At 71.0% G+C, this 19,081-nt stretch carries 11 protein-coding genes, 1 tRNA gene and 2 rRNA genes; 2 read left to right on the top strand and 12 right to left on the bottom strand.

Going from position 1 to position 19,081, the window contains the following annotated elements; all coding sequences use genetic code 11:
* Positions 1-101 precede the first annotated feature (101 nt).
* Positions 102-905, top strand: a complete 804-nt coding sequence (locus BM237_RS27980) for an Fpg/Nei family DNA glycosylase (RefSeq protein WP_093852539.1) — start codon at positions 102-104, stop codon at positions 903-905.
* Positions 906-1,059: 154 nt separating this feature from the next.
* Here the strand turns inward: BM237_RS27980 and BM237_RS27975 are convergent, their stop codons facing one another.
* The 8 genes from BM237_RS27975 to BM237_RS27940 all read right to left on the bottom strand — a co-directional run bounded on the left by BM237_RS27975 (position 1,060) and on the right by BM237_RS27940 (position 14,714).
* Positions 1,060-1,443 carry a helix-turn-helix domain-containing protein gene (locus BM237_RS27975; protein ID WP_093663381.1) on the bottom strand — a complete coding sequence of 128 codons (384 nt, stop codon included), beginning with the start codon at positions 1,441-1,443 and terminating at the stop codon, positions 1,060-1,062.
* 94 nt (positions 1,444-1,537) lie between these two features.
* The gene (locus tag BM237_RS27970) at positions 1,538-2,185 is read right to left on the bottom strand and encodes a CinA family protein (protein WP_093852538.1); all 648 of its coding nucleotides are present in this window, start codon (positions 2,183-2,185) and stop codon (positions 1,538-1,540) included.
* Positions 2,175-2,819 (bottom strand): CDP-diacylglycerol--glycerol-3-phosphate 3-phosphatidyltransferase, encoded by a 645-nt coding sequence (gene pgsA, locus BM237_RS27965; RefSeq protein WP_093852537.1) that lies wholly within the window; start codon positions 2,817-2,819, stop codon positions 2,175-2,177. Before pgsA ends, BM237_RS27970 begins: the two co-directional genes overlap by 11 nt.
* Positions 2,816-4,327, bottom strand: a complete 1,512-nt coding sequence (gene rimO, locus BM237_RS27960) for a 30S ribosomal protein S12 methylthiotransferase RimO (protein ID WP_093852536.1) — start codon at positions 4,325-4,327, stop codon at positions 2,816-2,818. Before rimO ends, pgsA begins: the two co-directional genes overlap by 4 nt.
* 50 nt (positions 4,328-4,377) lie before the next feature.
* Positions 4,378-5,187: a helix-turn-helix domain-containing protein gene (locus BM237_RS27955; RefSeq protein WP_093852535.1), complete on the bottom strand. Its 810-nt coding sequence runs from the start codon at positions 5,185-5,187 to the stop codon at positions 4,378-4,380.
* Between the two features lie 187 nt (positions 5,188-5,374).
* Positions 5,375-8,128 carry a DNA translocase FtsK gene (locus tag BM237_RS27950; protein WP_093852534.1) on the bottom strand — a complete coding sequence of 918 codons (2,754 nt, stop codon included), beginning with the start codon at positions 8,126-8,128 and terminating at the stop codon, positions 5,375-5,377.
* Between the two features lie 138 nt (positions 8,129-8,266).
* Positions 8,267-8,950 carry a response regulator gene (locus BM237_RS27945; RefSeq protein WP_093852533.1) on the bottom strand — a complete coding sequence of 228 codons (684 nt, stop codon included), beginning with the start codon at positions 8,948-8,950 and terminating at the stop codon, positions 8,267-8,269.
* A gap of 244 nt (positions 8,951-9,194) precedes the next feature.
* Positions 9,195-14,714: a HAMP domain-containing protein gene (locus BM237_RS27940; RefSeq protein ID WP_093852532.1), complete on the bottom strand. Its 5,520-nt coding sequence runs from the start codon at positions 14,712-14,714 to the stop codon at positions 9,195-9,197.
* Between the two features lie 367 nt (positions 14,715-15,081).
* Between BM237_RS27940 and BM237_RS27935 the strand changes: the two genes are divergently transcribed.
* Complete coding sequence (locus tag BM237_RS27935) at positions 15,082-17,730, top strand: SpoIIE family protein phosphatase (RefSeq protein ID WP_425443752.1); 2,649 nt, start codon at positions 15,082-15,084, stop codon at positions 17,728-17,730.
* Between the two features lie 91 nt (positions 17,731-17,821).
* Here BM237_RS27935 and BM237_RS27930 read toward each other — a convergent pair.
* The 4 genes from BM237_RS27930 to BM237_RS27915 form a co-directional block, all read right to left on the bottom strand.
* Positions 17,822-17,894 (bottom strand) — tRNA-Thr (locus BM237_RS27930).
* A 97-nt stretch (positions 17,895-17,991) separates the two neighbouring features.
* Entirely contained in the window at positions 17,992-18,702 is a 711-nt protein-coding gene (locus BM237_RS27925; protein ID WP_093852531.1) for a DegT/DnrJ/EryC1/StrS family aminotransferase, read from the bottom strand.
* A gap of 97 nt (positions 18,703-18,799) precedes the next feature.
* A 5S ribosomal RNA gene (rrf, locus tag BM237_RS27920) occupies positions 18,800-18,916 on the bottom strand.
* A 70-nt stretch (positions 18,917-18,986) separates the two neighbouring features.
* A 23S ribosomal RNA gene (locus BM237_RS27915) occupies positions 18,987-19,081 on the bottom strand; the annotation flags it as partial.

The raw sequence follows: 19,081 nt of genomic DNA, 5'->3' as shown, positions 1-19,081 counted from the left end.
GGCGCGTAGGGGCGAAGGCGCGTAGGGATGAAGGACGACGGGAAGCGGTCGAGGAGCGGACGTCCGAAAACGACGGACGAGAGACGAGAAAGGACGGCCCGGTGCCCGAGGGAGACACCGTCTGGCGCACCGCCCGGCAGTTGCACCGGGCGCTGTCGAAAGCGCCTCTCGTCCGCTGCGACCTGCGAGTGCCCAAGCTCGCCACCGTCGACCTCACCGGGCGCGAGGTGCTGGAGACGAGCGCGCGCGGCAAGCACGTCCTCACCCGTTTCGAGGGCGGTCTGACGCTCCACTCCCATCTGCGGATGGAGGGCGCCTGGCGCGTCTACGCACCCGGCCGGCGGTGGAGCGGCGGCCCCGGCCACCAGATCCGCGCCGTCCTCGCCACCGGCGCCCACTCGGCCGTGGGGTACCGCCTCCCCGTCCTGGAGCTGCTGCGCACCGCCGATGAGGACAGGGCGGTCGGTCATCTGGGCCCGGACCTCCTGGGCCCCGACTGGGACGAGGCGAAGGCCCTGAGCCGCCTGCTGGCGGATCCCGCCCGTCCCGTCGCCGAGGCGTTGCTGGACCAGCGCAATCTGGCCGGGATCGGCAACGTCTACGCGGCGGAACTCTGCTTCCTGGTCGGGGTGACGCCCTGGCTGCCGGTCGGCGAGGTCCCCTCCCCCGAACGTCTGACGGCCCTGGCGAAGAAGCTGCTGGAGGTCAACAGGGCCCGTACGCTCCGCGTCACCACCGGCGACGTGCGCGCCGGCCGGAATCTGTGGGTGTACGGCCGTGCGGGCAAACCGTGCCCGCGCTGCGGTACGACCGTCCGCACCTGGGTGCCCGGGCCCTCCTCCACCCGGCGCGTGGCGTACTGGTGTCCCGGCTGCCAGACGGGACCGCCTCCCCCGTCCGCCTGAACGCCCGCTCCGCCCGGAAAGACGCCCGGACCGCGGTTCGGGCGCCGCACCCGGCCGTGGCTCTGTCCGGCGACGGGCCCGGCCCGGACGCGTGTCACGCGTCCGGGCCGGGCCCGTGTGGCTCTCTCGCAGGGTACGTCCGCTACCGCACCGGTCAGGCGGCGACGACGTCCACGGCCTCCGTCGGCGCCTTGATGGTCACCCGCTCCCCCGACCGCTCCGTGACGGACGTCACGGTCACCGGGTTGAGAACGGGACGGCGCATCGGTGCGGGGACCGTGTCGCTCGCCGCGGACTGCGCCAGCTCCGCGAGCGCCAGCTCGTCGCTGACCTCCCGCATCAGCTCGGACATCCGCACGTCCAGGGCCTCGCAGATCGAGGCGAGCAGTTCGGAGGAAGCCTCCTTCTGCCCTCGCTCGACCTCGGAGAGGTAACCGAGCGACACCCGGGCGGACGAGGAGACTTCGCGCAGGGTACGGCCCTGGCGCTGGCGCTGCCGACGCAGCACGTCACCCAGCAGGCGACGGAGCAGAATCATCGGTGGCTCCCTCCTAGGACCGCTGACCCGGATCCTTCTTGCCCCACCGTACCGCCTTGGGCCGCGGCCGTGCGGGGAGCGATGCTGTGTTCACTCAGGGCTGCAAACATCCATTCCCCCCACTGTGTTCCGTATCCTTTGTCGGCGCATTTTCCATGAGTTCGCTCAGGAGCAGCCGGATGACGGCTCGTACGCTCCCGTCGCGGATCTCCGCGCGGTCACCGTCCAAACTCAGCCGCAGCGCCACGGGACGGGTCCCCCGGCCGCTCTCCTCCGACCCGGCCGGCGTATCCGACGCGTCCGCCGTATCCGACGCGCCGGGCGCCTCCGGTCCGGCGACCGCCACATAGACCATGCCCACCGGCTTGCCGTCCTGCGGCTCGGGACCGGCCACCCCGGTGGTCGCCACGCCCCAGTCCGTGCCCAATGCGCGTCTGACCCCGGCAGCCATCTGCCGGGCCACCTCCGCGTCGACCGCGCCCCGCTCCCGCAGCAGTCCCCCGTCCACCCCGAGGACCTGGTGCTTGACCTCGGTGGCGTAGGCGGTCACCGAGCCGCGCACGGTCGCCGAGGCACCGGGAGCGGCGGTCAGCTCGGCCGCGACGAGCCCGCCGGTCAGCGACTCGGCCGCGGCGACGGTCTGACCGCGGTCCGCCAGCAGCTTCAGCGCCCGCGCGGTGATCTCCCCGGTCTCGTCTGCACCGTCGCCGGGTCCGGGCTCGGTTTCCCTCTCACCGCTCATCGGCGCGCTCCACCGCCAGACCGCCCCGCCGCAGGACCAGCGCCTGCCGTACGTAGTCCAGCCCGGTGCCGACCGTCAGCACCACGGCCGCGGCCATCACCCACCAGCGCAGCGTGGCGAGCGGCCCGGTCAGGGCCAGGATGTACATGCCCACGGCGACGCCCTGGGTGAGGGTCTTCATCTTCCCGCCGCGGCTGGCCGGGATGACGCCGTGCCGGATCACCCAGAAGCGCATCAGGGTGATGCCGATCTCCCGGAAGAGGATCACCCCCGTGACCCACCAGGGCAGGTCGGAGAGCGCCGACAGGCAGATCAGCGCCGCACCCATGATCGCCTTGTCCGCGATCGGGTCCGCGATCTTGCCGAAGTCGGTGACCAGGTCGTACCGCCGCGCCAGCTCGCCGTCGAAGAGGTCGGTGATCATCGCGATGGAGAAGGCCGCCCAGGCGAAGGCGCGCCAGGCGGGGTCGTGTCCTCCGTCGGCGAGCATCAGGATCACGAAGGCCGGCACCAGAAGGAGCCTCACCATGGTGAGGATGTTCGCGATGTTCCACAGGCTCACCGTGCGGACCGCGGCGGTCTTCCGCTGCGCCATGGCTCCACCACCCGCTGCTGAGGCCGGGATGTCCGTCATGCCCCCGCCTCCTCACTGTTCTCGGAGCACCCCCAGACGACGTCCGGGGGCGGCTCGGCAACGAGATCCACACCCTCGGTCGCCACCACCTTCGCTTCGACCATCTGTCCCACGGAGAGCCGCGAGGAGCCGGGGAGACCGGCCAGGAGCGTCTGTCCGTCGGTCTCGGGAGCCTGGTGTGCCCCGCGCCCGACCGGGCCGTCCTCGCCGTCCACCGACTCGACCAGTACCCGTACGGTCTCGCCGACGCGCTCCTCCGCGCGCTGCGCGGTCAGCTCCTCGGCGAGTCGCGAGATGTGGTCCAGCCGTTCGGCCACCGTCTCGGGATCGGTCTTGTGCTCGTAGGTCGCCGCTTCGGTACCTTCCTCGTCCGAATACCCGAAGACTCCGATCGCATCCAGCCTGGCCGCGACCAGAAAACGCTCCAGTTCCGCGAGGTCCGCCTCGCTCTCGCCGGGGAAGCCGACGATGAAGTTCGAGCGGACGCCCGCCCGCGGCGCCCTGGCGCGGATGGTGTCCAGCAGTTCGAGGAAGCGGTCGGTGTCGCCGAAGCGCCGCATGGCGCGCAGCACGCCCGGGGCGGAGTGCTGGAAGGAGAGGTCGAAGTAGGGGGCGACCTTCTCCGTCCCGGTCAGGACGTCGATCAGCCCGGGCCGCATCTCGGCGGGCTGCAGATAGCTCACCCGGATCCGCTCGATGCCGTCCACCGCGGCCAGCTCCGGCAGCAGCGTCTCCAGCAGGCGGATGTCGCCGAGGTCCTTGCCGTAGGAGGTGTTGTTCTCGGAGACCAGCATGATCTCCCTCACCCCCTGCTCGGCCAGCCAGCGGGTCTCGCCCAGCACGTCCGAGGGGCGCCGGGAGACGAAGGCCCCGCGGAAGGAGGGGATGGCGCAGAACGAGCACCGGCGGTCGCAGCCGGAGGCCAGTTTCACCGAGGCGACCGGACTGCTGTCCAGCCGCCTGCGCAGCGGCGCCCGCGGGCCCGATGCCGGGGCCACCCCGGCGGGCAGGTCGGCGGGGGCCGGGGCGGCCGCGGCGGCGTCCCCGTGGCCGGGCAGCGCGACGGCGGCGCCCTGCCGCTGTGCCGGACTGACGGGCAGGAGCTTGCGGCGGTCCCTGGGGACGTGGGGGACGTGGGCGCCGCCGGAGAGGATGGTCCGGAGGCGGTCGGAGATGTCCGTGTAGTCGTCGAAGCCGAGCACTCCGTCGGCCTCGGGCAGCGCCTCGGCCAGTTCCTTGCCGTAGCGCTCGGCCATGCAGCCGACGGCGACCACGGCCTGGGTGCGGCCGTGGTCCTTGAGATCGTTGGCCTCCAGCAGGGCGTCCACGGAGTCCTTCTTGGCGGCCTCGACGAAGCCGCAGGTGTTGACGACGGCGACGTCCGCGTCGGCGGCTTCCTCGACGAGCTCCCAGCCGTCCGCCGCCAGACGGCCTGCGAGCTCCTCCGAGTCCACCTCGTTGCGGGCGCATCCAAGGGTGACGAGGGCGACGGTACGGCGTTCGGGCATGGGCTCAAGACTACTTCGTTCCACCCGGCCCACCCGCCGCCAGGGTTGCGTCACCCCTGTTCCGGGTCTCCCTTGGTGTAGCTGACGCGCTGCACCTGGCCGACCTCGCCGACCTTGTCGACCTCCTTGCCGTTGACGAAGAGGGTGACCGCGCCGGCGTTGCCGAGCACCAGGTCGATCCGCTTGTCGTCGGTGAAGGTCCTGGAGTCGCCGTCCTGGAGGACGCCCTCCTCCAGCAGCCGCCCGTTGTGGGCCTCGGCCGAGAACCAGCTCTTGCCGTCCTCGGCGACCAGCTTGACCGTGACCTTGTCGGCGGGCGCGGCGGCGATGGCGCTCTCGGACACGGAGGGTTCGGGGTCGGGCTTGGGATCGGCGGGCTTGGCCGGATCCGGCTCGCCGGCGGAGTCCGGCGACGGGCCGTCCTGGGCCACCGGGGGGCGCGCCGAATCGTCGCCGCCGCCGAAGAGGGTGAAGCCGACGAAGCCCACCACGGCCACGATCGCGGCGACCATGGCGGCGGTCCAGTTCGGACGGCCCGGCTCGGGGCGGATGCGTTCGGCCTCGAAGAGGGCGGCCGCGGGGGTGGGCGCCGGACGGCCGCCGTGCTCGGCGTCGTACTGCGCCACCAGCTCGTCCGGATCGAGGCCGACGGCCTTGGCGAGGGTGCGGACATGGCCACGGGCGTAGACGTCGCCTCCGCAACGGGAGAAGTCGTCCTGTTCGATGGCGTGCACGATCGGGACGCGCACACGGGTGGTCGCACTGACCTCGTCCACCGTCAGTCGCGCGTCGATACGGGCTTTCTGGATCGCCTGACCGACGGAAGGCCGGTCTTCTGGGGGAGAGTTGCCGATGGACACGGGGGCGCCTTTCGAGCGTGTAGCCACCTGCTGGATGTTCAGTCTAGAGGGGGTACGGAAGGGTGGGGCAAGCGGGCGGAGGGAGCCTGTCCGCCATAGGGATGGCCGTGCCGCCCATCGGTGAACACCGACCGCGCCCTCCTTCACGTTGACGTCTTGCCAGGGGAAAGGGTTGCCTAGCTCATTCCTACGAGTGAGTTTCTCCGCGAATCGTCGCGAGTACGTCACCCAGGTCGTCGGGTTTGACCAGAACATCCCGCGCCTTGGAGCCCTCGCTGGGGCCGACCACCCCGCGCGACTCCATCAGGTCCATCAGCCTTCCCGCCTTGGCGAACCCCACACGCAGCTTGCGCTGGAGCATCGAGGTGGACCCGAACTGCGTGTTGACCACCAGTTCGGCCGCCTGGCACAGCAGGTCCAGATCGTCGCCGATCTCCTCGTCGATCTCCTTCTTCCTGCTCCGCCCGACCGTGACGTCGTCGCGGAAGACCGGGGCCATCTGCTTCTTGCAGTGCGCCACGACGGCCGCGACCTCGTCCTCCGTCACGAAGGCGCCCTGCATACGGGTGGGCTTGCCGGCCCCCATCGGCAGGAACAGCCCGTCGCCCTTGCCGATCAGCTTCTCGGCGCCCGCCTGGTCGAGGATGACCCGGCTGTCGGCGAGCGAGGAGGTGGCGAAGGCCAGGCGCGAGGGCACGTTCGCCTTGATCAGGCCGGTGACGACGTCGACGGAGGGACGCTGGGTGGCCAGCACCAGATGGATGCCCGCCGCCCGCGCGAGCTGGGTGATCCGCACGATCGCGTCCTCCACGTCGCGCGGCGCCACCATCATCAGGTCGGCCAGCTCGTCCACGATGACCAGCAGGTACGGGTAGGGGGCGAGCTCCCGCTCACTGCCCTCGGCCGCCTTCACCTTCCCCGCGCGCACCGCGGCGTTGAAGTCGTCGATGTGGCGGAAGCCGTAGGCGGCCAGGTCGTCGTAGCGCAGATCCATCTCGCGCACGACCCACTGCAGCGCCTCGGCGGCCTTCTTGGGGTTGGTGATGATCGGGGTGATCAGATGCGGGATGCCCTCGTACGCGGTCAGTTCCACCCGCTTGGGGTCCACCAGCACCATCCGGACGTCCTCCGGGGTGGACCGGATCATCACCGAGGTGATCAGGCAATTGATGCAGGACGACTTCCCGGAGCCGGTCGCGCCCGCCACCAGGATGTGCGGCATCTTCGCCAGATTGGCCGTGACGTAGCCGCCCTCGACGTCCTTGCCCAGCCCGACCAGCAGCGGGTGGTCGTCGCCGGCGGCCTCCGCCAGCCGGAGCACGTCGCCGAGGTTGACCATCTCGCGGTCGGTGTTGGGGATCTCGATGCCGACCGCCGACTTCCCCGGGATCGGGCTGATGATCCGCACATCCGGGCTGGCGACGGCGTAGGCGATGTTCTTGGCCAGCGCGGTGATCTTCTCGACCTTCACCGCCGGGCCCAGCTCCACCTCGTAGCGCGTGACCGTCGGACCGCGGGTGAAGCCGGTGACGACGGCGTCCACCTTGAACTCGGTGAAGACGGTCGTCAGCGACTCCACGACCGCGTCGTTGGCCGCGCTGCGGGTACGGCCCGGCCCGCCGCGCTCCAGCAGGTCGAGCGAGGGCAGCGCGTAGGTGACGTCCCCGGCGAGCCGGAGCTGCTCGGCACGTGACGGCAGGGTGTCGGCGGGCGGTTCGGCCGGCGCCTTGGTCAGGTCCGGTACGGAAGTGGTCCGCCCCTCCCGCTGCGTGCTCTCCCGCTCCGCGCTCCCCTGTTCCTGCCCCTGCCCCTGCCCCGCACTCTGCCGCTCGCCCCGGCCGTCCCGCTCCGCGCGGACCGAGCTGGTGAGGTCCGCGACCAGCGGCGAGGGCTGTACGCCGTGCAGGACGGCGCCCTCCAGCTGGGCCGCCGCGGCGGCGGCCACGTCCACCGCGCCGGGGGAGCCGTCCGGGGTACGCGGGGCCCGGGGTGTGCGGCGGGTGCGGCGCCGGCCGTCCAGCGCCTCCTTCTCGGCCTGGAACGCGTCGTCGCCGTCCTTGCGCAGCCTCGCCCGCCGCGGCCGGGGGTCCTCCTCGCCGTACGCGTCGCGGTCGTCGTAGCCCTCCGGCCCGCCCCCGCCGCCGGGAACGGCGTCTTCTGCCACCAGCCCCAGTCGCACGCCCAGTTGGCGCAGCCGCTGGGGAACGGCGTTGACGGGGGTGGCGGTGACGACGAGCAGCCCGAAGACGGTCACCAGCAACAGCAGCGGTACGGCCAGGGCCGCGCTGACGGTGAGGACCAGCGGCTGGGAGACCGCCCAGCCGATCATGCCGCCCGCATCCCGTACCGCCTCGTGGCCCTCGCCGCGCCCCGGCGAACCGCAGGCGATGTGCACCAGCCCCAGTACGCCGACGGCCAGGGCGGACAGCCCGATGACGATGCGTCCGTTGGCCTCCGGCTTCTCCGGATGCCGCATCAGCCGCACCGCGACGGCGCCCAGCAGCACCGGCGCCACCAGGTCCATACGGCCGAAGGCCCCGGTCACCAGCATCTCGACCAGCTCGCCCACCGGCCCCTGCAGATTGGACCAGGTACCGGCCGCGATCACCAGGGCGATACCCAGCAGCAGCAGCGCCACCCCGTCCTTGCGGTGCGCCGGGTCCAGTCCCCTGGCCCCGCGGCCTATGCCGCGCAGCAGCGCCCCGACGGTGTGCGCGACCCCGAGCCAGACGGCCCTGACCAGCCGGAAGATGGCGTTGGTGGGAGACGGCGCGGGTCTGGGCGGAGCCTTCGCCGCCGTTTTCCTCGCCGCTTTCCCGGCCGCCGACTTCCCGGCCGCCGGCTTCCTGGGCGCGGCAGGCCTCGGTGCCGGGGCCTTCCTGGCGGGAGCCTTCTTGGCGGGCGCCTTCCTGGCAGCCTTGCCGGACGTACGTGAGGCCATGGTGCCGAGATTACCCGCGAGAGCCCCTCAAGACACGGACGCCCGTGCGGTCGGCGGGACGGGGGTGCGCCCGGTCCGCGGCACACCGGACCCGGCGAGGTGACAACCCGTCGGAGCGTCCGTCCGCCTGGCGCCGGATCAGTTCTGCGACGGGAGCGAGGCCGACCGGCCGTCGTTGCCCGGCTCCAGCGCGTCCAGTGCCCGCCGCAGACCGGTGAGCTTGCGCTCCAAATGGGCGGCCGTGGCGACGGCCGCGGTGTCGGAGGACTCGTCCAGGTGCTTGGACAGCGCCTCGGCCTGTTCCTCCACCGCCGCCAGCCGCGCGGAGAGTTCGGCCAGGAGGCCCGAGGCCTCCGTTCCCCTGTCGCCGTCCTCGCCGGAGCGCCGGCCGTCCAGCTGCAGCCGCAGCAGGGAGGCCTGCTCACGCAGCTGAACGTTCTTCATGTACAGGTCGACGAAGACCGACACCTTCGCCCGCAGCACCCACGGGTCGAACGGTTTGGAGATGTAGTCCACCGCGCCGGCCGCGTAGCCGCGGAAGGTGTGGTGCGGGCCGTGGTTGATGGCCGTGAGGAAGATGATCGGGATGTCCCGGGTGCGCTCCCGCCGCTTGATGTGGGCGGCGGTCTCGAAACCGTCCATGCCCGGCATCTGCACATCCAGCAGGATGACCGCGAAGTCGTCCGTGAGCAGCGCCTTGAGCGCCTCCTCCCCTGACGATGCCCGCACCAGCGTCTGGTCCAGCGCGGAGAGGATGGCCTCCAGCGCCAGCAGATTCTCCGGTCGGTCATCGACCAGGAGGATCTTGGCCTTCTGCACCATGGCCCGTCCTCCTCGCCCCGGCAGCGCTCTGGTCGCCGCCACCGGCAACGACTCCTTTGCGCCGCCCGTTCCTGTGCCGGTCATGGTAGCCCCACCTCGCGGCCCACCACACCCTGTCACCGAGATGTCACTGTGCACGTACCTGAAACGCTGTGAGAGACCCCAAGGTTCCCCGATCGCAGCATTTCCACACCTAATGTGTCGCCCTTCGCCGGCACGCCGCCGACCACGGAACCATCGCACATCACTCCCCACGCATCCACTGCGCCATGACGGACAGCAGGTGATCGGTGTCCACCGGCTTGGTGACGTAGTCGGACGCCCCGGCATCGATGCTCTTCTCCCGGTCGCCCTTCATCGCCTTCGCCGTCAGCGCGATGATCGGCAGCCCGGCGAACTGCGGCATCCGCCGGATCGCCGCGGTCGTGGCGTACCCGTCCATCTCCGGCATCATGATGTCCATCAGGACGACCGCCACGTCGTCGTGCTGCTCCAGCACCTCGATGCCCTCGCGCCCGTTCTCGGCGTAGAGCACCTGCAGGCCGTTCTGCTCCAGCACGCTGGTGAGCGCGAAGACGTTGCGGATGTCGTCGTCGACGATGAGCACCTTCTCGCCGTCGAAGGCGCCCCGCGGGCGCTCCTGCGCTTGCTGGACGGTGTCCTGCCACGCCTCCGCGCCGCTCTCCGTCTCCTGCGGCGCGGGCCGCTTCCGCGGCATGGGGGGCAGCTGGCGGCGGCGGGACGCGAGAGCCGCCGCGGCGCGCTCGGCGGCGGGCACGTCCAGTGCGCCGCCCGCCTCCCGGACCGTCTCCTGCCCGGCGCCGGAAGTGCCGGGCACACCGGACCCGGCGGAGGGCGCCCCGGACCCGCCGTCCGGCTCGCCCCCGGACGCGGGCGCGGCCTCCGGGGAGCCCTCGCCCGGCTGCGGATAGCCCTGGGGCGGCAGGTCGCTGGTGGTCAAGGGCAGGTAGAGGGTGAACGTCGAGCCGCGGCCCGGCTCGCTGACCGCGTGGATCTCGCCGCCGAGCAGCCGCGCGATCTCCCGGCTGATGGACAGCCCCAGCCCGGTGCCTCCGTACTTGCGGCTGGTCGTGCCGTCCGCCTGCTTGAAGGCCTCGAAGATCACACGCATCTTGCTCTGCGCGATCCCGATGCCGGTGTCGGTCACCGAGAAGGCGATCAGGTCGGAGTCGGCCTCGCGCAGCGAGCCGTGCTCCAGCATCTGTTCGCGGATCGACTCCGGCACGTCCGATCCGGCCGAGCGGATCACCAGCTCCACCGCGCCGCTGTCGGTGAACTTCACCGCGTTCGACAGCAGGTTGCGCAGCACCTGCAGCAGGCGCTGCTCGTCGGTGTGGAGAGTGGGGGGCAGCTCCGGCGAGACCCGTACGGAGAAGTCGAGCCCCTTCTCCGCGGTGAGCGGCCGGAAGGTCGCCTCCACGTAGTCCACGAGCTGCACCAGCGCGATACGGGTCGGACTGACGTCCATCTTGCCGGCCTCGACCTTGGACAGGTCCAGGATGTCGTTGATCAGCTGGAGCAGGTCGGAGCCGGCGCCGTGGATCGTCTCGGCGAATTCCACCTGCTTGGGCGAGAGGTTCCCCTCGGCGTTGTCGGCCAGCAGCTTGGCGAGGATCAGCAGCGAGTTGAGCGGGGTGCGCAGCTCGTGCGACATGTTCGCCAGGAACTCGGACTTGTAGCGCATCGAGACCGCCAGCTGCTCGGCGCGCTCCTCCAGGACCTGCCGGGCGTCCTCGATCTCGGAGTTCTTGATCTCGATGTCGCGGTTGGTCTTGGCCAGCAGCTCGGCCTTCTCCTCCAGCTCCTCGTTCGAGGCCTGCAGGGCACGCTGCCTGCTCTCCAGCTCCACCGACCGCTCCTGGAGCTGCTCGGCCAGCTCCTGCGACTGCCGCAGGAGCACCTCGGTCTTGGTGTTGACGCTGATGGTGTTGACGCTCGTGGCGATCATCTCGGCGATCTGGCTCAGGAAGTCCTTCTGGATCTGGGTGAAGGGTTGGAAGGTGGCCAGTTCGATGACGCCGAGCACCCTGCCCTCGAAGAGCAGCGGCAGCACGATCACCTGGGCGGGCGGCGCCTCGCCGAGCCCGGAGGCGATCTTCAGATAGCCGGGAGGCGCGTGCTCGACGAGGATCGTGCGCTTCTCCTCGGCCGCGATGCCCACCAGGGACTCGCCGGGCAGGAAGGTGGTGGGCATGGCGCCCGGGGAGTATCCGTAGGTGCCGATCATCCGCAGCTCGTACGAGCCGTCCTCGCTCGCCCCCACCCCGAGCTCCGGGCCGCCGCCGGTCGGGGCCGCCACGAAGAAGGCGCCGTGCTGGGCGGAGACCACCGGGGTCAGCTCGCTCATGATCAGCCGTGCCACGTCCTCCAGGTCGCGGCGGCCCTGCATCAGACCGGAGATGCGGGCGAGATTGCCCTTGAGCCAGTCCTGCTCCTGGTTGGCGAGCGTGGTCTCGCGCAGCGTGGCGATCATGGTGTTGACGTTGTCCTGGAGTGCCAGGATCTCGCCGGCGGCGTCCACGTCGATCTTCACGTTGTGGTCGCCGCGGGTCACCGCGGCGGCGACCGCCGCGATGGCGCGCACCTGGCGGGTCAGATTGCCCGCCATCTCGTTCACCGACTCGGTGAGGTCCTTCCAGGTGCCCGAGACGCCGTCCACCCGCGCCTGGCCGCCCAGCTGCCCCTCGGTGCCCACCTCGCGGGCGACCCGGGTGACCTGCTCGGCGAACGACGAGAGCTGGTCGACCATCGTGTTGATGGTGGTCTTCAGCTCCAGGATCTCGCCACGCGCGTCGATGTCGATCTTCTTGGTGAGATCACCCTTCGCGATCGCGGTGGTGACCATCGCGATGTTGCGGACCTGGCCGGTGAGGTTGGACGCCATGGAGTTCACGGACTCCGTCAGGTCCTTCCAGGTGCCCGACACCCCCGGCACCCGCGCCTGGCCGCCCAGGCTTCCGTCGGTGCCCACCTCGCGCGCCACCCGGGTGACCTCGTCGGCGAACGACGACAGGGTCGTCACCATGGTGTTGACGGTGTCGGCGAGCTGGGCGACCTCGCCGCTGGCCTCCACGGTGACCTTCTTGGTCAGGTCGCCGTTGGCGACCGCGGTGGCGACCTGGGAGATGTTGCGCACCTGGCCGGTCAGGTTGGACGCCATCAGGTTGACGTTCTCGCTCAGGTCCTTCCAGATGCCGGTGACGCCCGGCACATGGGCCTGGCCGCCGAGGATGCCCTCGGTGCCCACCTCACGGGCGACCCGCGTGACCTGCTCGGCGAACGACGACAGCTGGTCCACCATCGTGTTCACGGTCGTCACCAGGGCGAGGATCTCCCCCTTGGCGTCGACGGTGATCTTCTTGGACAGGTCGCCCCGGGCGACCGCGGTGGTGACCTCGGCGATGTTGCGCACCTGCGAGGTGAGGTTGTTCGCCATGCCGTTGACGGACTGGGTGAGGTCCTTCCAGGTCCCGGAGACCCCCTCCACCTCGGCCTGGCCGCCCAGGATGCCCTCGGTACCCACCTCACGGGCGACCCGCGTGACCTGCTCGGCGAACGACGACAGCTGGTCCACCATCGTGTTGAGGGTGTTCTTCAGCTCCAGGATCTCGCCGCGCGCGTCCACGTCGATCTTCTGCGACAGATCACCGCGCGCCACCGCCGTGGCGACCTGGGCGATGTTGCGCACCTGGGCCGTGAGGTTGCCCGCCATGCCGTTGACCGAGTCGGTCAGGTCGCGCCACACCCCGGCCACGCCCGGCACCTGCGCCTGACCGCCCAGCCGTCCCTCGGTGCCCACTTCGCGGGCGACCCGGGTGACCTGGTCCGCGAAGGCGGAGAGCTGGTCGACCATCGTGTTGATGGTGTTCTTCAGCTCCAGGATCTCGCCACGCGCGTCCACCTCGATCTTCTGCGACAGATCACCGCGCGCCACCGCCGTCGTCACCTGGGCGATGTTGCGCACCTGGGAGGTCAGATTGCCCGCCATGAAGTTGACGGAGTCGGTCAGGTCCTTCCAGGTGCCCGAGACTCCGTCGACCCGCGCCTGGCCGCCCAGCCGCCCCTCGGTACCCACGTCCCGGGCCATCCGGGTCACCTGCTCGGCGAACGACGACAGCTGGTCGACCATGGTGTTGACGGTGTTCTTCAGCTGGAGCATCTCGCCGGAGACGTCCACCGTGACCTTCTGCGACAGATCGCCGTTGGCGACCGCCGTCGTCACCTGCGCGATGTTGCGGACCTGGCCGGTGAGGTTGCGGAACGCGGTGTTCACCGAGTCGGTGAGGTCCTTCCACGTCCCCGCCGCACCCGGCACCTGCGCCTGACCGCCCAGCTCGCCCTCGACACCGACCTCCCGGGCGACCCGGGTGACCTCGGAACCGAAGGCGGAGAGCTGATCGACCATGGTGTTGACGGTGTTCTTCAGCTCCAGCATCTCGCCGGAGACGTCCACCGTGACCTTCTGCGACAGATCGCCGTTGGCGACCGCCGTCGTCACCTGCGCGATGTCCCGCACCTGCGCCGTGAGGTTGCGGAACGCGGTGTTCACCGAGTCGGTGAGGTCCTTCCACGTCCCCGCCGCACCCGGCACCTGCGCCTGACCGCCCAGGACGCCCTCGGTGCCGACCTCGCTGGCCGCGCGCGTCACCTCGTCGGCGAACGTCCGCAGCGTCTCGGTCATCGTGTTGATGGTGTCGGCGAGCTGCGCCACCTCGCCGCGCGCGTTCACCGTCACCTTCTGCGACAGGTCACCGTTGGCGACCGCGGTGGTCACCCGTGCGATCTCACGCACCTGGGAGGTGAGGTTGCCCGCCATCGTGTTGACGGAGTCGGTCAGGTCCTTCCACACACCGCCGGCGCCCGGCACCCGCGCCTGACCGCCGAGCTGACCCTCGGTGCCCACCTCGCGTGCGACGCGCGTCACCTCGGACTGGAAGGCGGAGAGCTGGTCCACCATGGTGTTGACGGTGTTCTTCAGCTCCAGCATCTCGCCGGCCACGTGCACGGTGACCTTGCGCGACAGGTCGCCCTTGGCGACCGCGGTGGTCACCAGCGCGATGTCGCGGACCTGGGCGGTCAGCCTGGACGCCATCGTGTTGACGGAGTCGGTCAGGTCCTTCCAGGAGCCGGACATGCCGCGCACCCGCGCCTGACCGCCCAGCTTCCCCTCCGTGCCCACCTCGCTGGCGACGCGCGTCACCTCGTCGGTGAACGTGGAGAGCTGGTCGACCAGCCCGTTGACGGTGCGCCCCACCTTCAGGAACTCGCCCCGCAGCGGATGCGTCGCCCCGCCCGGCCCCTGGACCCGCAGATCCATCCGCTGCTCCAGGTCGCCCTCGGCCACCGCCGACAGCACCCGGCCGACCTCGGAGACGGGCCGCACCAGATCGTCCACCAGCGCGTTCGACGCGTCGATGGCGTTGGCCCAGGCCCCCTCGCAGGCCCCTGTCTCCAGCCGCTCGGTCAGCTTGCCGTCCTTGCCGACCACCCTGCGCACCCGGGCCAGCTCACTGGTCAGATGAAGGTTGCGGTCGGCGACCTCGTTGAAGACGGCGGCGATCTCGGCCATCGGGCCTTCGCCGGCGACGGTGAGGCGCTTGCGGAAGTTCCCGTCCCGCATCGCCTCCAGGGCGGTCAGCAGCCGGTTGACCGCGGCCGCCTCCACCTCGATCACCCCGTTTGCCCGAGACCGTCCGCTTCTCGTGCGCGTGCTGGCGCCTCGCGCCGCTCCGCCAGACTGCACCGTGTCCCTCCCGCTGGGTCGAACGTTCCGCCCGGGCATTCACTTCGAGCCTTCCCAGTGTTTCACCATGGTGGAACCAGGCGATAACAGTTCGGCAGCATCGCACACCACCGACTGAACGCCTCAAGGGGGAAACACCCGCATCCGGGGCCCGCCGGTACTGCGAACGTAAGTAACCTGGCATCCGGCTGTCCATCCGCTCCGGCCCGCCGGGCGCGAAGGACACGTGGTCACGACGGGTATTCGAAGGGGCGCTGCGGTGGACGAGGCGAATGCCGGGCAACGGCTGGCCGCAGCGGTGGGCGCCCAGCGGGCCCCCCTGCCGCCCGTGCGTACGGGCGGCGACGACAGATCCATGGGGAGAGCAGTGATCACGGCGCGAGCAGCGGCCACCTTCGAGCCGGTCGGACGCTCGGTCGCGAGTGCCCGCGCCTTCGTGCGCGACACTCTTCAGGGCTGGGGCCTGGCCGACATCGTCGACGACGCCGTCGTCCTCACCAGCGAACTGGTCACCAACGCCGTCGTCCACGCCGGCACCGCCGCCGACGTGCTGTGCCTGCGCGACGGCGACGCAAGCGTGCGCGTGGAGGTCGCCGACCACTACCCCGACCGCGGACTGCCCGTCCAGGACCTGGGGCACCACTTCGGCGACCCCGACCGCGAGGGAGGCCGCGGCCTGCTGCTGTGCGCCTCGCTCGCCGACCGCTGGGGCGTGGAGTACACCACCGTCGACAAGCGCGTCTGGTTCCGCCTGGAGCTCCCCGAGCGCCCGGTCGGCACCCGCAGCGCCGGCCCCGCCCTCCCCGACAGCGCCCTGCCCACCACCGACACCCGGGTCCGCGTCGCCGTTCTGCAGGTCGACCGCTCCGGCGCGGTCTCCGCCTGGAACGACGACGCCCGCGAGCTGTTCGGCTACACCGCCGAGCAGGTCACCGGCAAGCCGCTGACCGACCTCGCCGCCTGGCCCCACACCCCCGGCATCGGCACCGGCATCGCCGAGGCCCTGGCCCTCTCCCGCTGGGAGGGCTCGTACGGACTCCGCGGCTCGGACGGCCGCACCGTCCCGGTCTACGCATCCCACCTGCGCGTACGCGATGCCGATGGTGAGCCGTCCACCGTCTGCCTGCTGGTGCGCGACCACGAGCGCGCGGTGCTGCAGACCCCCGCGCGCGGTGCGTCGTCCGACTCCGCGAGCGCCCCGGAAAGCCGCGACCGGGCCGGTGCCGACCCCTTCGAGACCTTCATCGGCTCCCCTCCCCCGGACGACCTCGACGGCCTCCTCCAGCGCACCGTCGAGCGCGCCCGCGACATGCTCGACGGCGACGCCGCCTTCCTCCTGCTGGCCACGGACGACGAGACCGAGCTGGAGGTCCGCGCCACCACCGGCCTGCCCTCCGCCCGCCAGCGCTTCGCCCGCGTTCCCGTCGAGGCGGGCAGCGGCCGCTACGGCTCGGCCCGGATGCCCTCGGTCCACGAGGACCTCTCCGCGGTCCCCGGCGCCGTCCCCCTCCTGGAGGGAACGGGGATGCGCTCGGTCGTCACCGTCCCGCTGAAGGTCGAGGGGCGGCTGACCGGCTCCCTGGGCGTCTCGGCCGAGGCTCCGGGCCGCTACACCAACGAGGAGGCCCTGCGGCTGCAGTTCGCCGCCGACCGGATCGCGCTCGCGGTGGAGTCCGCGCGCCTGACCGAGCTGGAGCGGCTGCGCCGCGGCTCGCTGTCCTTCCTCGTCGAGGCGTCCGACCTGCTCGCCGGCACCCTCGACCGCGACCAGACACTCGCCCTGATGGCCCAGATGACGGTCCCCACCCTGGCCACCTGGTGCGCCGTCTACACCATCGCGGACCAGTCCTCCGAGCCCGGGCTCTCCTACGTCCTGCACGAGGACGAGGACCGCATCGACGGCCTCAAGGCCCTGCTGTCCAAGGTCCCCCCGCCCGACCCGGTGCCCACCCCCGGCGCGCGGGTGTGGACCGCCCCGGGCGACGCGGCGCACTCCGCCGCACTGCGCACCTCCCTGCGCAGCCTGGGCCTGGACCAGAGCGGCCTCTCCCTGGACCGCCTCCCGGCCTCCATCTCCTCCAACGTCGCCGGGACCACCCTCGCCACCGCCGCGACGGTCGGCGGGGAGACGGTGGTGCTGCCACTGGTGGCCCGCAACCGCGTCATCGGCATGCTCACCCTGGGCAAGCCGACCGAGGAGCGTTTCCGCCAGGAGATCCTGGAACTGGCCGAGGACCTCTCCCGCCGGGCCGCCCTCGCCCTGGACAACGCCCGGCTCTACAGCGAGCGCACGGCCATCAGCCAGTCCCTCCAGCGCAGTCTGCTGCCTCCCGAGCTCCCCGAGGTCCCCGGCGTCGAGGTCGAGGTCATCTACCGCGCCGCGGGCGAGGGCAACGAGGTCGGCGGCGACTTCTACGACCTCTTCCCCATCCGCGACGGTGCGTACGGCTTCGCCATCGGCGACGTCTGTGGCACCGGTCCCGAGGCCGCGGCCGTCACCGGGCTGGCCCGCCACGCACTGCGTCTGCTGGCTCGTGAGGGCTTCGGAGGTCCGGCCGTACTGGAGCGGCTCAACGCCGCGATCCTCGACGAGGGCGCCCGCAGCCGGTTCCTGACCCTGCTCTACGGCGAACTGTGGCCTCAGCCCGAGGGCGGCGCCGTCCTGAAGGTCGTCTGCGCGGGCCACCCGCTCCCGCTCCGCCTGCGCCAGGACGGCACCGTCGAGCCGGCCGCGGAGCCGCAGCCGCTGCTGGGCGTCATGGACGATCTGGAGCTGTACGAGGAGACCGTCACCCTCGATCCGGGCGATGTCCTGCTGTGCGTCACCGACGGTGTGACCGAGCGCCGTGAGGGCGACCGCATGCTCGGCGACGACGGTCTCGCCGACGTCCTCACCGCATGCACGGGCCTGACGGCGGGCGCGGTGGCCGCGCGCATCATGCGCGCGGTGGAGCGTTTCGCCGCCGACGCCCCTTCCGACGACATGGCGATCCTCGCGATGCGCGTCCCCGAGTGACGGCGGGCGCTCCCGCGGACGCGCACCGAAACGGCGAACGGACAAGAGGATGAGGCCCCCACCTCGCGGTGGGAGCCTCATCCTCTTCCAGAGCCCCAATACGGAATCGAACCGTAGACCTTCTCCTTACCATGGAGACGCTCTGCCGACTGAGCTATTGGGGCGAGCCAGCGAGATAGATCATACCTGAATCCCGGGGCGACGTTGACCACCCTGCCGGTCCGGCCCTCTCCTGGCGCCCACCCCGATGTCTCCCGCTGCTCAGCAGGCCGGTTCCATCAGCAGACCACCCAGCGCGTTGCAGGCCGAGACGATCCGCTGCAGCTCGCGGCGAGTCATCGACGCCTCCAGCGGCAGTGCCAGGCACTCCCCCACCGCCCGCTCCGTCTCGGGCAGCCGGACATCCGCCCGGAACCCCGGCAGGCGGTGCACAGGCGTTCTCACCGGCACATGGCACCGCACCCCGCGGGCCCACAGGGCGTGCTTGAAGACGTCCCTGTCAGGCCGCCCGTTCCCCGGCACCCGCACCACGTACTGCTCGTAGGCGTGGCGCGTTCCGGTCGCGGCACGCGGGACGACCACGCCGGTCAGCCTCGCGTTCAGGAACTCGGCGTGCTGCCTGCGCCGAGCGGCTTCCACCGAGGAGACGACAGCCGGCTCCCCGGGCTCGACCACCTTCATCCCGTGGCGCTGTGCCAGCGCGTGCAGACAGACCATGTCGGCGGGGTGACCGAAGAGGTGGACAGGGACCACAGCGGCGGTCCGTTCGTTCACCGCTGCGGCGACGGAAGCGGGGTCGATGCAGAGACTCCCGGGCTCGATATCGGCGAAGACGGGCAGTGCGCCGGTCTCCCGCACGGCCGCCGCCACCTCGCTGTCGCAGTATGCGGGCACGATCACCTCGTCCCCGATGCCTATGCCCTGCTTCTCGAGCCTGGCTCGCAGCGTGCCGCTCAGCGTCGTCGTCCCCATGCACGAGATGCTGGCGGCGTCACGTGAACTCCCGGTTACACAACGCAGAAAGGCCGTGGTCCCCGGAATTAACTCCGGGGACCACGGCCCAATAATTGTTCGGCGGTGTCCTACTCTCCCACACGGTCCCCCATGCAGTACCATCGGCGCTGAAAGGCTTAGCTTCCGGGTTCGGAATGTAACCGGGCGTTTCCCTTACGCTGTGACCACCGAAACACGATGAAACAACAACCGCCGGCCGGCGGGTCGTGGTCTCAGAACCCACACAGTGGACGCGAACATCTACGGTCAAGCCCTCGGCCTATTAGTACCGGTCAACTCCACCCCTCACGGAGCTTCCATCTCCGGCCTATCAACCCGGTCGTCTCCCGGGAGCCTT

Origin of the sequence: Streptomyces mangrovi (genome assembly GCF_900114215.1) — a bacterium.
GTDB lineage: Bacteria > Actinomycetota > Actinomycetes > Streptomycetales > Streptomycetaceae > Streptomyces > Streptomyces barkulensis.
Note: the sequence above shows the minus strand (reverse complement) of the source record. Positions and strands in the feature narration are given on the sequence as shown.